Annotated in this window: 13 protein-coding genes and 1 pseudogene; 6 read left to right on the forward strand and 8 right to left on the reverse strand. The window is 67.7% G+C overall.

Annotated features, from left to right (window positions below; all coding sequences use genetic code 11):
- The first annotated feature begins 21 nt into the window (after window positions 1-21).
- From G6N46_RS15945 to G6N46_RS15955, 3 genes are read left to right on the forward strand one after another with little or no spacing between them, the layout of a single operon-like run.
- Window positions 22-2,871: an AMP-binding protein gene (locus G6N46_RS15945; protein ID WP_234880504.1), complete on the forward strand. Its 2,850-nt coding sequence runs from the start codon at window positions 22-24 to the stop codon at window positions 2,869-2,871.
- A gap of 33 nt (window positions 2,872-2,904) precedes the next feature.
- On the forward strand, window positions 2,905-3,171 hold the full coding sequence (locus G6N46_RS15950) for a hypothetical protein (RefSeq protein ID WP_064857510.1): 267 nt from the start codon (window positions 2,905-2,907) through the stop codon (window positions 3,169-3,171).
- A 19-nt stretch (window positions 3,172-3,190) separates the two neighbouring features.
- On the forward strand, window positions 3,191-3,487 hold the full coding sequence (locus tag G6N46_RS15955; protein WP_020103971.1) for a hypothetical protein: 297 nt from the start codon (window positions 3,191-3,193) through the stop codon (window positions 3,485-3,487).
- A 5-nt stretch (window positions 3,488-3,492) separates the two neighbouring features.
- Here the strand turns inward: G6N46_RS15955 and G6N46_RS15960 are convergent, their stop codons facing one another.
- Complete coding sequence (locus G6N46_RS15960) at window positions 3,493-5,250, reverse strand: SulP family inorganic anion transporter (protein WP_138247791.1); 1,758 nt, start codon at window positions 5,248-5,250, stop codon at window positions 3,493-3,495.
- A pseudogene (locus G6N46_RS15965) lies at window positions 5,247-6,296 on the reverse strand (sulfate ABC transporter substrate-binding protein). The gene G6N46_RS15960 and the pseudogene G6N46_RS15965 overlap by 4 nt, the downstream one beginning before the upstream one ends.
- A gap of 101 nt (window positions 6,297-6,397) precedes the next feature.
- On the opposite strand from G6N46_RS15965, the gene G6N46_RS15970 reads away from it, so the two are divergent.
- The 3 genes from G6N46_RS15970 to G6N46_RS15980 are packed head-to-tail and all read left to right on the forward strand — an operon-like array spanning window position 6,398 to window position 8,280.
- The gene (locus G6N46_RS15970) at window positions 6,398-6,943 is read left to right on the forward strand and encodes a hypothetical protein (RefSeq protein ID WP_138247790.1); all 546 of its coding nucleotides are present in this window, start codon (window positions 6,398-6,400) and stop codon (window positions 6,941-6,943) included.
- A 14-nt stretch (window positions 6,944-6,957) separates the two neighbouring features.
- The gene (locus G6N46_RS15975; protein ID WP_138247789.1) at window positions 6,958-7,887 is read left to right on the forward strand and encodes an LLM class F420-dependent oxidoreductase; all 930 of its coding nucleotides are present in this window, start codon (window positions 6,958-6,960) and stop codon (window positions 7,885-7,887) included.
- Window positions 7,888-7,893: 6 nt separating this feature from the next.
- Window positions 7,894-8,280 carry a hypothetical protein gene (locus tag G6N46_RS15980; protein ID WP_138247788.1) on the forward strand — a complete coding sequence of 129 codons (387 nt, stop codon included), beginning with the start codon at window positions 7,894-7,896 and terminating at the stop codon, window positions 8,278-8,280.
- Here G6N46_RS15980 and G6N46_RS15985 read toward each other — a convergent pair.
- From G6N46_RS15985 to G6N46_RS28445, 6 genes are all read right to left on the reverse strand, one after another.
- Window positions 8,277-9,518: a DUF445 domain-containing protein gene (locus tag G6N46_RS15985; protein ID WP_138247787.1), complete on the reverse strand. Its 1,242-nt coding sequence runs from the start codon at window positions 9,516-9,518 to the stop codon at window positions 8,277-8,279. The two genes, G6N46_RS15980 and G6N46_RS15985, sit on opposite strands and share 4 nt — an antisense overlap.
- A complete protein-coding gene (locus G6N46_RS15990; protein ID WP_138247786.1) occupies window positions 9,518-10,201 on the reverse strand; it encodes an Abi-alpha family protein in 684 nt (227 codons plus the stop codon). The genes G6N46_RS15985 and G6N46_RS15990 overlap by 1 nt, the downstream gene beginning before the upstream one ends.
- A gap of 50 nt (window positions 10,202-10,251) precedes the next feature.
- On the reverse strand, window positions 10,252-11,754 hold the full coding sequence (locus G6N46_RS15995) for a dynamin family protein (protein ID WP_133428263.1): 1,503 nt from the start codon (window positions 11,752-11,754) through the stop codon (window positions 10,252-10,254).
- Complete coding sequence (locus G6N46_RS16000; protein WP_163692797.1) at window positions 11,751-13,592, reverse strand: dynamin family protein; 1,842 nt, start codon at window positions 13,590-13,592, stop codon at window positions 11,751-11,753. The genes G6N46_RS15995 and G6N46_RS16000 overlap by 4 nt, the downstream gene beginning before the upstream one ends.
- 97 nt (window positions 13,593-13,689) lie before the next feature.
- Window positions 13,690-14,802: an IniB N-terminal domain-containing protein gene (locus G6N46_RS16005; protein ID WP_138247785.1), complete on the reverse strand. Its 1,113-nt coding sequence runs from the start codon at window positions 14,800-14,802 to the stop codon at window positions 13,690-13,692.
- A gap of 254 nt (window positions 14,803-15,056) precedes the next feature.
- A complete protein-coding gene (locus G6N46_RS28445; RefSeq protein WP_191260185.1) occupies window positions 15,057-15,593 on the reverse strand; it encodes an Rv0340 family IniB-related protein in 537 nt (178 codons plus the stop codon).
- Between the last annotated feature and the right edge of the window lie 54 nt (window positions 15,594-15,647).

Below are 15,647 nucleotides of genomic sequence, written 5' to 3' on the forward strand. Positions count from 1 at the left end.
TGTTGAGCGAAAGGGCGGACCGTGATCTTCGACAGGGTTGTGGCGACGACGCGTAACTGGCTGGAAGTCGCCCGCTACGGCGGGTTGGAGACGGGCGAGGAGCCGTCGCCGTACGACGTCGTCGCCCAGGGCCGCATCCACAAGCTGCGGCGCTACCGCACCACCGGTGAGGCGGGCCGCCCCCAGGTGCTGCTGGTGCCGCCGCTGATGCTCACCGCCGATGTGTTCGACGTATCGCCGCAGGCCAGCGGCGTCCGCACCCTGATCGAGAACGGCATCGACCCGTGGGTCATCGACTTCGGCTCACCGGAGAAGGAAGCGGGCGGCCTGGAGCGCAACCTGGGTGATCACGTGCTGGCGGTCGACGCGGCCATCGACGAGATGCGCACGTTGACGGGCGGTGACGTCCACATCGCGGGCTACTCGCAGGGTGGCATGTTCTGCTACCAGACGTCGGCGTACCGGCGCAGCGTCGGTATCGCCAGCGTCATCACCTTCGGCAGCCCGGTCGATCTCAGCAAAACCGCGCCGATGGGCGTCCCGGCAGAAATCGCGATCCCCGGCATGGGGTTCGTGATGGAGAACGTGCTGCGGGGCCGATCCGTGCCGGGCTGGGCGACTCGACTCGGGTTCCAGTTGCTCGACCCCGTGAAAGCGGTGACAGGCCAATTGCAGTTCCTGGCCGCACTACACGACCGCGACGCCCTGCTGCCCCGGGAAGGGCAACGCCGCTACCTGATGAACGACGGCTGGGTGGCGTGGCCTGGCCCGGCCCTCGCCGAGTTCCTGCAGCAGTTCCTGGTTCACAACCGGATGCTGAGGGGCGGATTCAGCATCGCCGGACGGCCGGTGACGCTCGCCGACATCACGTCGCCGATTCTGGCGTTCGTCGGCGATGTCGACGAGATCGCCCCGCCGGCCTCGGTGCGTGGGATCCTGGGCGCGGCACCGCGCGCGGATATCTACGAAAGCACTTTGCACGCCGGACATTTCGGGTTGGTCGTGGGCAGTACCGCGACGTCGCACACGTGGCCTCTCGTCGCTGACTGGATGCGGTACGCCGAGGGCAAGGGCCCGCAGCCGGAGCACGTCACCAAGGTCGACGCCACGTCCGCGGCCGCCGAGGCGGCGCCGGCCGGACAGGGCGAGGGGGTCCAGACCCTGATCGACGCCGGTCGCATGGTCGCCGGTTCCGTCGCACGTTCGGTCGGCGACGTGCGGGGCATGTTCGGCACGGTGTCACGCCAGATGCCGCGTCTGGCGCGCATCCGGAAATTGGATGCGAACACGCGAATCTCGTTGGCGCTCTTGTTCGATGAGCAGGCCCAGCAGGCGCCCAACGACGTCAGCTTCATGTACGAGGACCGCAGCTACACCTACGGCGAGAACAAGGTCCGCATCGACGCGGTGGTGCGCGGCCTGCTCGCCGCGGGCGTGCGCGCCGGTGAGCACGTCGGTGTGTTGATGGGCACGCGCCCGTCGGCGCTGGCGGTGGTGACGGCGCTCAACCGCATCGGCGCGGTGGCCGTGATGCTGCGTCCCGGCGCCGATACCGCGCGCGAGGTCGAACTCGGCAAGGTCAACCGCGTCATCGCCGACCCCGAACATTCCGAGGCCGACTTCGCCGGCCGCCCGCTGCACACGTTCCTGTTGGACACCCCGTACCTCAACCGGGACCGCACCCTGACGGCCCTGGAGATCGGCGAGACCAACGCCGTACGCATCCCCGACTGGTACCGCCCCAACCCGGGCCGCGCCGGCGAGCTCGCGTTCATCTTCTTCGGCGGCCCGGACGACGATCCGCGTCCGATCCGAGTCACCAACGGCCGCTTCGGTTTGTCGGCCTACGGCACCGCGACGTCGGCGACGCTGAACAACTCCGACACCGTCTACTGCATCAACCCGATCTACCACACCTCCGGCCTGCTGACCGGAATCGGCGGCGCGGTAGCGGGGGGTAGCCGACTGGCGATGGCCACCGATCTGGACCCGACCACGTTCTGGACGGAAGTCCGCCGGTACGGCGTGACCATCGTCTGCTACACGTGGGCGCAGCTGCGGCCACTGGTCAACGCCGCGCCGCAGCCCGCCGAGCGCAACCACTCGGTGCGGCTGTTCGTCGGCTCCGGCATGCCGCGCGGTCTGTGGCGCCGGGTGCTGGACCGGTTCGCCCCGGCCGGCGTCCTCGACTTCTGGTCCACCAGCGAGGGCGAGGCCATCCTGGCCAACGTCAACCCGGCCAAGCCCGGGTCGCTGGGCCGGCCGCTCCCGGGCAGCGCGACCGTCGAGGTCGTGCGATGGGATCCCGAAGCGCAGCAAGTCGTTTCGGGCGCCGACGGCTACGCCATCCGGTGTGCGGCCGACGAGACCGGCCTGCTGCTGGTGAAGATCAGTTCCGCCACGACCGCGTCGGCGCCGCCGTTACGCAACCTGTTCGAGGCCGGCGACGCCTGGTTCTCCAGCGGCAGCCTGGTCAACCGGGACGCCGACGGCGACTACTGGCTGATCGACTCCGTCGACACCCAGATCCGCACCGCCGACGGTGTGGTGGCGTCCCTGCCCATCACCGCGGCCATCGGCAAGCTGCCGGCCGTCGACCTGGTGCACACCTACGGCGTCGCTGCCGACGACGCGGAAGTGGCGGTCGCGGCACTGTCCCTGGTCGACGGGCAGGACGTCTCTGCCGCCGACCTGGACGAGGCGCTCGCGAGCCTGCCTGCCGAACAACGACCGGCGTTCGTCCGCGTCGTCGACGAGGTGCCGATGACGCCGTGGCACCGCCCGGTCGCCGGGCCGCTGCGCCGCGACCCGCTGCCCCCGCCCGGTCGCTACTTCACCCGGACAGACGACGGCAGTTACAAGGAAAGCTGACGCCGCACTGACGAAGTCGTCAATACTCTTCTCATGAAGAAATCCGTTGCTGCAGTGCTGTTCCTGCTGGTGTCCGCGGCCGTGCCGGCCGTCGGCGCCCCGGCCGCGCACGCCGATGTGTGCGGCAGCGTCGGCGGTCGCCACGTCAGTGCCGGCGGGTGCACCAACATCGCCGGCGACGCGGCGGTGGCCGCGGCGGCTCCCGAGGACGCCGCCGCGCAGGCCGCCGCCGGCCGGCCGCCGTGCTACACCCCGGCCGGGGTGCCCTACTACACGCCGGGCGACTTGCCTTGTAACTGAGGCCCTTTAGGCTGGCGGCATGCACAAGTCACTGCAGCGTGCCGCCGTCATCGCCGCGGCCGCCTTGGCGCCCATGGCCATCACCGCCGCGATCGCTCCGGCCGTGAGCAATGCCGACTGCGACAACGGCACCTGGTGGGACCCGGTGCAGAACCGGTGCCAGGCCCCGCTGGTGCAGAACTGCCCAGGCGGCTGGTGGGACCCGAACATCAACAGCTGTCGGCCGCCCGTCTCGACGACGCCGCTCGACTGCCGCGACGGCGCGTGGTGGGACCCGATCAACAACATCTGCCGTCCGCCGCTGCTGCCGCAGTAGTCGCCTCAGACGAGGTAGTACAGCTCGTCGCCGCTGCGGACGCCACCGGGAACCAGCCGTGACTCCGCGTAGCGGACTGCCTTGAGCGTTGCCGAGAACTCCTTGTCCTCTTCGGGGAAGATGCGCTCGTCCGGGAACCACTCACGCAGCCCGACATTGCTGAGGAGGTCCAGGATGTCGGGCCGGACGCCGGCCAGCAGGACGGTGACGCCCAGCTCCGCCAGGTCATGCAGGAACCGCTCGACCCGCTCGATGCCGACCGCGTCGGGGTTGCGGGCCCGTTTGAGACGGAGCACGACGAACTGGGTGCCTTCGGCCTTGACCCGTTCGGTGAGTGCGTCCAGGGCGTGCTCGATTTCCGGTGCGGCACCGAAGAACAGCTCGCCTTCGATGTCGTAGATCAACACCGCCGGGTTGTCGGGCTCATCGCCGACCCGCTCCCGGACCACGCGTTCGGGCGTGACCACCAACTCGGCGATCTTGAGCTTCGAGGCCCGCGGCACGAACAGCAGGATCGACAGCGCAACGCCGAGCAGCACTGCCTTGTCCAGGTCGATGACCACACCGGTGATCGCCGTGACGATCACCAGACCGGCGTCGTAGCGAGATGCTTTGACCGTGCGCACCAGTCGATGGAAATCGACCAGACGCACTGCGGTGACGAGCAACAAGCCGGCCAGCGCCGCCTTCGGGATGTAGCTCAGCAGGGGCGCGAACAACAGCAGTGCGCCGGCCACCGCCGCCGACGCGATGACGCCGGAGACCCGGGTGGCCGCGCCCGCCTGGAAGTTGATCGCCGACCGCGACAGTGAACCCGAACCGGGCAGGCTCTGGAAGAAGCCGCCGGTGAGGTTGGCCAGCCCCTCGGCCACGATCTGCCGGTTGTAGTCGATCTTCTGCTGCGTCTGGTGCGCAATGGCTTTCGCGATCGACAGCGCCTCGATCAAGCCGATGAAAGCGACCGCCAACGCGCCCTCTGACAGATGCGGCAGCCACTCCCAATGCACCACCGGAATGTGGAAGTCGGGCAGGCTGGCGGGAATCTTCCCGGTGATCGACACCGCGGTCTTACCCCCGTGGCCGGGCGTCGACCAGCCCGAGAAGTAGGCGATCAGAGCCGCGAGGACCAGCACGGCAAGCATGTCGAGCTGCGGCAAGCCATAGCGCTGCACCAACTTTCGGAGCACGACGGCGGCGACGACAGCGGTGCCACTCAGGACGACGGCTCGGTAGTTGATCGCGTCGCCGTGGAACAGCGTGAGGTAGGTGCGGTACAGCACCTGCATGTTGCCGTTGCCCCGGTCCTTGACCCCGACCGCATTTCCCAACTGGCCCAAGGCAAGTAGGAACGCGGCTGCCGCCATGAACCCGACGATCACCGACTCCGATATGTAGCGGGTCAGGTCACCCAGTTTGAACACCGAGATCAGGATCTGAATGGTGCCCACCAGCACCCCGAGTACGAACAGCGCCTCGAACAGCTCGGTGCGGTTTTCCGGATCGATGAACGCCAATGAGCTGAACACCAACAGCGAGATGGCGCTGGTGGGTCCGTTGATCAGGTGTGACGACGAGCCGAATATCGACGCGATGAGCGTCACCACGATGGCAGAGAAGACACCGTACTTGGGGTCGACGCCGGCGATGAGGGCGTACGCCATGCCCTGCGGCAGCGCGATGGCGGCCACCGTCAGGCCGGCGATCAGATCGCGCCGGGCGAGGGTGCGGTCGTAGTTGAGTTTCAGGTTCGAAAGCAGGCTCACGATCCCACCACCGTTCGCTGCGCAGGGATATGAATGGTGTCGACGATTCCGTTGTCGCCGAAGAACTTTTCGGCGGCGTCGTCCCAGTCCTTGGCGATCGCGGTCACCGGGAACAGCGCGATGTCCGGCAACTGAGCCCGATACCTGGCCTGGATCTGCGGGTTGATCGAGCGGTACCCGTACTTCGCGATGACGTCCTGGGCCGGGTCGGTGAACAGGTAGTTCAGGTAGGCCTTCGCGTAGGCCTCGGTCTTCTTGCCGGCCACGTTCGCATCGACCCAGGCCACCGCGGGTTCGGCCTTGATACTCACTGGGGGATACACGATCTGCAGCTCGCCGGGCGCCGCGGCCACCTCCCGGATGGCCTCGTTCTCCCACGTCAGGTGCACATCGCCGATCTTCTGCACGGCGAAGCTGGTGGCCGCGCCGCGCGCGCCCTCGTCGGCGACGGCGACGTGCTTGAACAACGCCGCCAGGTAGTCGTGGGCCGCTGCCTAGGTGCCGCCGCGAGTGGTCACCGATCCCCACCCGGCCAGCACACTGAGCTTGCCGTTGCCCGACGTCCGCGGGTCCGGGGTCACCACCGAGACATCGCCCTTCACCAGGTCGGGCCAGTCATGGATGTTCTTCGGGTTGTCCTTGCGAACCACGAACACGATGGTCGACGTATAGGGGACCGAGTTGTTGGGCAGCCGGTGCTGCCAGTCCTTGGCGATCAGCCCGCGCTTGGCCAGCTTGTCGACGTCACTGACCAAAGCCAGTGAGACCACACCGGCTTTCGACGTCCCGTCGATGACGTTGCGCGCCTGTCGGCCGGACCCGCCGTGCGACTGGCTGATGTCGACGGTGACGCCGGTCTGCTTGCGGTACTGCGCGACGAACTGCGGGTCCAGCGCGGCATACAGCTCGCGTGTCGGGTCATACGACACGTTCAGCAACGCATCCGGCGACGGACCGTGAATGTTCTTGAACCCGATCAGAACTCCGGCGACCGCGATGGCGACGACGCCGACCACACCGAGCGGGGATATGTGTTTTCTGCTCATCGCCACCTCTGTTCACTACGGAAGTTCGACGTTAGGCAGGAGGACGCGCCGGGGCAGCGGTCTGGATCAGCGCGATCAGATCTCCCGTAGCCTGATGGCCGATGAACCACACACGGCTCACCATGTCTGCCACCGCCGCGCTGGCGGTGGCACTGCTCGCCGGCTGCGACAGCACCACCACAGGAAGCCCGAAGTCGGGACTGCCCAGCGGGGAAACGTCCGCGGCGAGCACACCGACGCCGAGCGAGAAGGCGATCCGCCCGGTTCCCGTCAGCCCCATCCCGGTACCGAGCGCCGTGCCGCCGACCGCGCAGGCCCTCGCCCCGCAGAACGGCTACGTCTTCATTGCGACCAAGTCCGGCCAGACCCGGTGCCAGCTCAACGCGGCCGCCGTCGACTGCGAGTCGGACTTCGCCAACGCGCCGCAGGTGAACGGGGAGACCGCGCGCGGCGTACGGGTCACCGCCGACGGCAAATTGTCCTGGGGCCTGGGCAATCTCGGCGCCATCCCGACCGTGACGATCGACTACCAGACCTACTCGGCGGTGGGTTGGACGATCCTCGCCGGCGCCGAGGGCACACGCTTCACCAACGCCGGCACCGGCCACGGGATGTTCGTCTCGACGGCGGGCGTGAAGGCGTTCTGACTAGGCTGGGCGGCATGGACTTCCGGGTATTCGTCGAACCGCAGCAGGGTGCCACCTACGCCGACCAGCTCGCCGTCGCGCAGGCCGCCGAAAGGCTCGGCTACTCAGCGTTTTTCCGATCCGACCACTACCTGGCCATGGCCGGCGACGGGCTGCCCGGGCCCACCGACTCGTGGGTGACGCTCGGCGGCATCGCCCGCGAGACCAGCACCATCCGGCTCGGCACCATGGTCACCTCGGCGACGTTCCGGTACCCCGGACCGCTCGCCATCGCCGTCGCGCAGGTCGACGAAATGAGCGGGGGCCGTGTGGAATTGGGCCTCGGCGCCGGGTGGTTCGCCGAAGAGCACGAGGCCTACGCCATCCCGTTCCCGGCCCTGGGCGAACGCTTCGACCGGCTGGAAGAACAACTGCAGATCATCACGGGCTTCTGGGACACCCCGGTCGGCGAGCACTTCGACTTCGCGGGCAAGCACTACACCGTCAAGAACTCCCCGGCCCTGCCCAAGCCGGCGCAGGCCCACCCGCCGGTGATCATCGGTGGCGGCGGCGCCAAGCGGACCCCGGCGCTGGCCGCCAAGTTCGCCTCCGAGTTCAACATTCCGTTCGTCGACATCGACACCCTGACCACTCAGTTCGGCCGGGTGCGGGCGGCCGTCGACGCAGCCGGCCGGGCACCCGAAAGCATCACGTACTCGGCGGCTTTCGTGCTGTGCGCGGGCAAGGACGAGGCGGAGATCGCCCGGCGGGCCGCCGCCATCGGCCGCGAGGTCGACGAAATGCGCGGCAACTCCCCCACCGTCGGCACCCCGGCCGAGATCGTCGACAAGCTGGCACCGTTCATCGCGGCCGGCGTCGAGCGCATCTACCTGCAGGTGCTGGACATGGCCGATCTCGACCACATCGAGTTCTTCAGCACGGAAGTCATTCCACAGCTACGCTGACCGGCCATGACCGAGCGGCCGTGGCATGAGCGCACCCCTCATCTCGTGGGTGCCAGCATCGCCGCGCTCGCGGCCATCGCGTTGCTGTACTTCGCCGGGGCGTGGTTGACGCGGCACTACAACCAGCCGCAGCCGCCGCCGGTGCCCGTCATCGTGAATGACCCGGTCCACTCGTCGACCACGACGGTCACGACCACCACGACGTCGACCAGCTACACGTCGGTGACCCCGTCGACGACCGACATCGACGTGCCGCCCCCGACGGAGACGACGGACACCACGTCCGAGACATCCACCCCGCGGGGCGACAGCACGACCACCAGCCGCACCACGACGTCGACGTCCATCACCCAGTCCCGGCGCACCCACCCGCCGGGACCGCGCCAGCGCTAGTGCGTGAAGAACTCGATCATCAGCACCTGCAGCTCACCGACGCAGCCACCGAGGATGGCGCCGATCGCGATCATCAACGGTTCGTCGTCCTTGAACACCGGCCGCAGAATCGACTCGTACTCCTCATTGGAGAGCTGATTCATCTTGTCGATGATCGTGCGCTCGAGGTCGATCTTGCTCATGGCGTAGTCCTGCGCGTCCAGCAGCGTGGCCGGCAGCCGCTCGACCACCAGGTCGACGACTCTGTCCTTCAGCGCGTTGTACTTCGACGTGCCGACCGCGAACTTCACGACCGTGCCGGTGAAGCCACCGACCTCGTTGTCGATCGCGAGCTCGACCTCGCGGGCGACCATCGAGAAGAGCTTGTCGGCGCCCGGGCCCTTGAGGATGCCGTCGAACAGGATGTCCGGCGCGAACAGATCCTCCGCCAGGATGCGGGCGTAGTCCGCGGTGATCTTCTCGCGCTGCGCGTGCAGTAGTCCCTGGAACTTGATGAAGCCCAGGTACTTCGTGGGCTTGATGGGCCGGAACAGCATGTTGAGTGCGATGTAGTCGCTGACCAGGCCGATACCGAAACCGAAGGCCGGCATGATCCACGGCAGTTTGAAGATGGCCCAGACGAACATCTGCGCGGTACCGATGATCAGGCCGAAGTAGATGCCGCTGCGACGGACGAACGCCATGGCGTCGTCGGACAGGCCGCGCATGAGCTTGTTGAGCTTCTCCTTGTTGCGCACCAGCGTGGTGACCGAGAGGAACTGCAGATCGACGAACCGGCTCAGGTCCGACTGCATCTCGTTGAGCATCTTCTCGGTGATGCGGGGCGCCTGGGAGTGGATGCGGTTCAGGATGGCCTGGCGGCCGGCCTCGGGCAGGGAGTCCCACAGGCCCGGGCGGATCTCCTCGGCGACGTCGCGGGCGATGTCGTTGATCGACGCCGCCAACGGCTCGCGCAGCACCTCGACGGCCTCTTTGGCGTCGATCCGCGACAGCAGCTCCTCGGGTTTGAGCAGATTCGCGGTGAGCAGCTCGATCGTCGTGGAGCCGACCTTGCCGGCCCGGCGCGGGATGATGCCCTGCCAGCCGATGGGACCGATGCCCTTGAACTCAAGCGGCCGGTAGATCATCTCCATCGCGACGATCTTGGTGCTCCAGCCGACGAAGGCGGCCACCAGCGGCATGGAGAAGTAGATGACCCAGTGCGCGCGGAAGTCGAGAAGGATCTCGGTCAAGGACATCAGCGCCACCCGTTCTGGTCGTCCTCCGCGGTGGCGGCGGCCCACAGCGATCGGCCCAGCGGCGACAGCGTCAACGTCAGCTTCTCCACCTTGGCGGGCAGCGGACCCTTCGACGCGGCCTTGATCGCGTTGAGGACGATGGTCTCAGCCATCAACACCTCGTACTCGGTTTTCAGCGCAGAATCCTCCGGACCGATCTCCACGAGGCGCAGCGCCAGCAAATGCCCGACGTACTGCGGCGTCATCTGTGGGAGCGCGACGTTGGCGGTCCGGCCGACCAGTGCCGCGTTCTCCAGGACCGCCTTGCGGGTCCGGTCGTACACGTTGACCAAGGGTGAGACGGAGCCGTCGGACAGCGCGCCGACGATGCGGGCCTCGTCGGCCACCAACTGATCGAGCAGATGGTGGTACAGCTCGGTCTGGCTGCCCGCGGTGTTCTGGTCGAGCGCCCGGTTGAGCAGCTGGCTCATCTTGGAGTTGAGCGTCTCGTCGCCGGCGGCCGGTTTCGGCGCGTCGGCGGCGGCGACGACGTCGTCGGCACCGTCCTCGGGTTCCAGTTCGTTGAGGCCTTTGCGCAGGGCGCCGACGATCTGCTGCTCGGTCCAGCTGTAGACGTCCAGACCGAGTCGAGCGGCGTCCACCGCGCGTCCTACCAGGCCGAAGGGATCAAACGATTGAGCCACCCGCAAACGGTAGCCGCGCGGGGCACCAATTGCCAACGATCTCGAATATCTCACCTTCCCTGCGCGGCATAGTCCGCGACCAGGGCCTCGGCGCTGCGCACGGCGGCCCGGCAGGCGCGTGCGGTGAAGGGGTCGTTGAGCGGGTGATCGGCCCGGCGGCGCCACCGCTGCACCGCCGCGAAGGCCGCCCGCGGACCGTCGTACGGCGCGTCGCTGCTCAGCCCCAGCCGGCTCGCCGCGTCGGTTCCGGAGCCGCCGATGATGCGGCGCAGGGAGGCCATCTCGTCGTCGTTCAATGTGGTTGGCCGGGAACGTAATTGACCGAGCAACCGCAATTCCTCGAACGCGTGCGTGTCGGCCAGCAGCGGGTCGATGTCCGCCAGGATGAACGGCGTCGCGTAGATGGGATTGGCCTCCACGAAGCGCCGCAGCGAGCGCAGTGCGGTGTGTGCCTTGAGCATGTCGGCGCGCTGCGCGAACTGCTGATCGATGACGTCGCGCAGGGCCACCAGCCCGCTGCGGTCCAGCAGTTCGTCGGCCAGACCCTGTGAGTCGGTGACGCCGGCGCGCAGCACCGCGATCGCGATCCGGATGCCGAACATGCCGAACCGGTCCAGCAGCGCGGCCCGGGTGATGGCGTCCACCGGCAGCGAATCATCCTGCCGGGCAAAGCGATCCGCCGACAACATGGCCTTGGTCAGGGCGGTGGCGCCGTCACCGTCGAGGGCCGCGAGCTTCTGCAGGGCCGTGAACTCACTCTGCTGCAAGGTGCGCGCGGTCAGCGCCAGCAGCCCCGACACCGGGACGACGGCCTGGCAGACGCCGGTGCGGTCCAGCTCTGCGGTGAAACGCGTGGCCACTTCACGGGCCGACATCATCGCGTCGATGCGTCCGGCCCCGATCTCGTCGGCGCGCGACGCGACCCCGATGACGCCGAGGGCACCCGAGCCACTGCCGACGAGTTCCCCGATCTGCTTGAGCAGCGCGATGTCCGGCGCGTTGAGGGTGCGCAGCAGGAACACCACGGCGTCCACGCGCGGCACGCCGTCTCGTGGCACCAGGAGTTGGAGCGTGCGGTCGGAGACGTCACGCGACAGCGACGACGTCCCCGGTGTGTCGATGATGGTCGTCTGTTCCAATTCGGCTGCGGGCCACTGCACATCGAGGTCGACGATGTCGTTTGCGGGCGCGCCGGAATACCGCGCAAGGTCGAAGGTCAGGCCGTCACCGCGGGTGATCGGCACGTCGGTGCGGCGACCGTCCCGATGGTTGGCGGTGACGCGGGGCGTCATGCCATGCCGGAACCAGGTGACCAGCCGGGTGGCCTCTGTGGCGTCGGTGGGCGCAATCTCTTCGCCCACAAGCGCATTCACGAGCGTCGACTTGCCGGCCTTGAGGGTGCCGGCCAGGGCGATGCGGATCGGCTGATCGAGCCGGCGGCCGATCCAGTCCAGTTCGGCCAGGGCCTGCGGCCGGTGCTGGTAAACGGGGTCTGACCGGTAGGCCGAGATGACGCCGCCCAGGATGGCGCGGACGCGTGCGCTTGTGCTCACTGCGCCAGGGCCGGAGTGAGTTTCACCGCGTTGTCGATGACCTGGCGCAGGATGTTCAACTGCCGCTCCAGTTCCCGCACGCGGTTGTCGCGCTCGCCCGCTTCGATCTGCGCTGCGGCGAGGGTGGCCTGCAGCGACTCGTTGAGCGAGCGGGTGGTCTGGTTGGCGATGCCCCGGTAGTGATCGCGCAAGTGGCGCTGGATGTTTCGCAGCCGGTCACGCGATTCCTTGCCGACGGCGAACGACACGTCGTCGACGAACCGGCGGACGTTCATCTTCGCCTCGCCGCGCACCCGCAGCATGCGGTTCTCCATGTCTTCCTTGTAGGCCTTGCGGCCCAGCACAAGTCCGGCGCCCAGCGACAGCGGGTTGAACATGCCGAGCCCGGCGAACGAGGTCAGCATGCCGAACATCAGCACACCGCCGTAGGACCCGCGCATCCCGGTGATCACCTTGTGCCCGGCCCGGATCGGCTCGGACTCCAGTCGCGCCACAGGGTTGAACTCGCCCAGGCCCGCACCCATGTCGCGGGCCCTGACCTCGGCCAGTTCGACCGAATCCAGCCCGGCCTCGACGAACGTACGGGCCACCTCCGCGGCGAGCGCCTCGGCCCGCTGATGCGCCCAGACGAAGTTGTCGCCCACCGCGGTCGCGACGACGTTCTCCAGCTCGGCGCCGATCTCGGCCCAGTGCTGCGTGGGATCGCAGCCGTCGATGACGCGCTCGGTGTGTGCGGTGATGTTGCGGAACCGGTTACGCAGGTCGTGGTCGACGTCGGCGGTCAGGTCGGCGATGCCGTCGTTGAGCACCTGTTGCCACAATGCGGTCTGCTGCAACGCATTCTGGGCGTCTTCCTTCTTCTGCTCCAACTCGGCCTTGATGCGCTCGATCTTGGCGGGGTCGTTGATCGCGGCCAGTTCGGTGGACACCGCCAGGGTGAGATGTTCTGCGGCCGCGTGGATTTCGGTGACCACCTGATCCTTGATGCGGTCGTTCTCCCGACTGAGCACCTTGTCGGTGAGGAACTTGATGATCGCCGGGAAGTTCGACTCGTCGTTGAGTTCCTTGTCGTTCAGTGCCAGCGCGTGGGTGCGCAGCGCGGAAGAAACGGGAACCACGGGGACGTTCAGCCGCGCGCGCTGCAGATGCGCGCCATTGGCCGCGACGATCTCGCGCCAGTGCGGATAGAGGTCGGTCTTGGTGGCGACAATCGTTGCCACCGGGCAGATTTCGAGGGCCTGCCGGATGAACGTGAGCTCCGGCTCGGTGAACTCCTGGCTGGTGTCACTGATCATCAGGAGGGCGTCGGCGTCGGGCAGCAGGCCGAGAGTGGCCGACAGGTGCGGCTGCCCCAGCCCGCCCACGCCGGGGGTGTCGACAAAGGTGAGGCCGCCCTTGAGCATCGGGCTCGGCGCCGCCACCTCGACGCGCAGCACCTGGCGACCCTGGGCCTGCGGGGCGTGGCGCAGATCGGTCGACAGCTGGTTGGGCGGGATGGCGACGACGGACGGATCGCCCCCTTCCTGGGCCGGGGCGAGGACGAGTTCGGCGGCCGCCGCGTCCCCGTAGTGGACGACGGTGGTGAGCACCGTGCTCTCGTCATCGCCGACGCGCGCGACCGGCATGTTCAGCAACGAGTTCAGCAACTGGCTCTTGCCCTGCTTGAGCTGCCCGGCGATCACCACCCGGATCTGCGGATCGCTGATCCGGGTCTTGGCCGCCAGCAACCGCTGCGCCAGGTCTTCGCGGTCGTTGAGGCCTGCGATCCGGCTGGTGTGGTCGATCAACTCGACGATCACCGCGACCGGGCGCGGGTTCGCCTCGTTCGGCTGCGTCACTGGGCTCTCCTCGACTGCATTGTCACTGTCTAACGGTATGCGCAAACATCCGGCGGGGCCTGTAGGTGGCCCCGCCGGAGGAGTTTGTCGCGATCGATCAGTGCATGTGCGGATCGATGTGGGTGGTGTGGCTCATGTCGGTGGTGGTGTGGGTTTCGGTCGGTGCGTAGGTGTTCATGCTGGCCTCGTGCACCGAGCTGTCGGCAACCGTGCTGTGCACCGAGTTGTCGGCGCTCAGGTCGGTGTGGGTGGTGTTCCCGCTGCCGATGTTGGTGTGGGTGCTGTTGCCGCTACCGATGCTGGTGTTGGCCGTGTTCCCGCTGTTCAGGCTGGTGTTCACCGTCGAGGAGTGCGACGAGTCGTCGATGACGCTCTTGTTGCCGCTGCCCAGGTCGCCACCGACCGTGGTCTGGTTGCCACCGACGTGCGTCGACGAGGTGTTGCCGTCGTTGATGACGATGTTGCCGCCGCTGCCACCGCTGCCGCCGCTGGCGTGGCCGCCACCGATCAGGCCGCCGCCGGCGCTGGCGCCGCCGCCGTTGCCGCCACCGGTGTTGACGTCGTTGACCACCGGACCCGAGTTGCCCTGGATGATGTGGCCGCCCGCGGTCTGCGAGTTGTCGGTCGCGTGGTTGCCCGTGCCGACGATCACCGGGGAGTGGCTGCCGGTCAGGATGTCGCCGTTGGTGACGGTGTTGCCGTCGCCCTGCACAGCGCCCTTGCCGCTGGCGATGTCACCGTGGTTGTTGCCCGCGATGTTGACGCCGCCGTCGCCCTGCTGGACGTGGCTGCCACCGAGGGTGATGTCACCGAAGCCCAGGTTGAACGCACCCTGCTGGGCGTTGGCGCCGGCGTGCTGGTCGGGGCTCAGCACCGGGATGTTGTTGCCGCTCGCCACCGGGACATTGTTGTTGCTCGCGAAGTCGGTGTTGGGAGCGAAGGTCGGCTGCGAGACGAAGCCGGTCTGCGGGGAGAACGGCGAGGACATGCTGTAGTAGTCCGAGACCGCGTTCTGCAGGCCGACGACCGGGTCGCCGCCACCGAGCACGACGCCGGCGGGAACGGCACTCGCGGCGACCGAGGCGAGCTGCGCGGAGGTGACACCGGCGAGGCCGGCGTCGCGCATGGTCTGCTCGGGGTTCGCGACGAAAGAGCTCGCGACGGTCGGGAAGCGGAACAGGTCGATGATGAATTCGATCAGGCTGGTCATTGGAGTCCCTTTCGTTGGGTGTTGCTCTGGGGAAGTTCTCTCGCCGCTGTCCGGCGAACTGAGAACAACGTTAGGGGCCGTCGAGAGCCGTGCAAACGGGGCAACCACCCCTACCCCCAACGAAACGTAGTGGGGTATCCACGCTCCCCCTATTAGGGGATTAGGGGATGGCTAGGGCGTTTGCTGAATATGCGGTGAGAGAACACAAAACGCCGGTGGCCATGGCGGCCACCGGCGTTTCGGGGATGAGCTGGTCAGCTGAAGAAGTCGAAGTCCTGATGATGCTCGACACCGGCCGACGGGTCTGCGGTATCGACGGGGTGCCAGTCGAGCGCACCCGGATCCGAGAGCTGCCCGGCATCGACGACCGGGACGTCGCTGTGCAGGCCCAGATCGTCGGACACCGCCAGGTCCGGCACGGCGTCGCGGGCCGGCAGGACCGGGCCGCTATCGAATCCACCCAGGTCAGGGTCGGAAATCACCTGCGGCGACACCACTGTCGGCACATGTGTGTCGAAGGCGTCGAACGCGTCGAACGCCGCGGTGGCGGCACCGCTGGTCCAGACGTTGACGCCGGGATCGTCGAAACCGGCGGTCGGCACGCCACCCGCTGCGGACGACACCGTGCCCAGAGATTCGGACACCACCGGGATCAGGTGCGCGACATCCGCCGTGGTGACGCCAGTAAGGTTGGCGTCGGCGATGGCACCCGCGGGGTCGGCGGCGTAGTGGGCAGCCACGTCGGGGTCACGGACGACCGACATGACGAAATCCAGTAGCGGATTTGCCATGGCACCTGCTCCTTTCTGGGGACCCGTTGATAACTATTTCGATGCTATCGCCGA

It is taken from the genome of Mycolicibacterium phocaicum, from assembly GCF_010731115.1.
GTDB lineage: Bacteria > Actinomycetota > Actinomycetes > Mycobacteriales > Mycobacteriaceae > Mycobacterium > Mycobacterium phocaicum.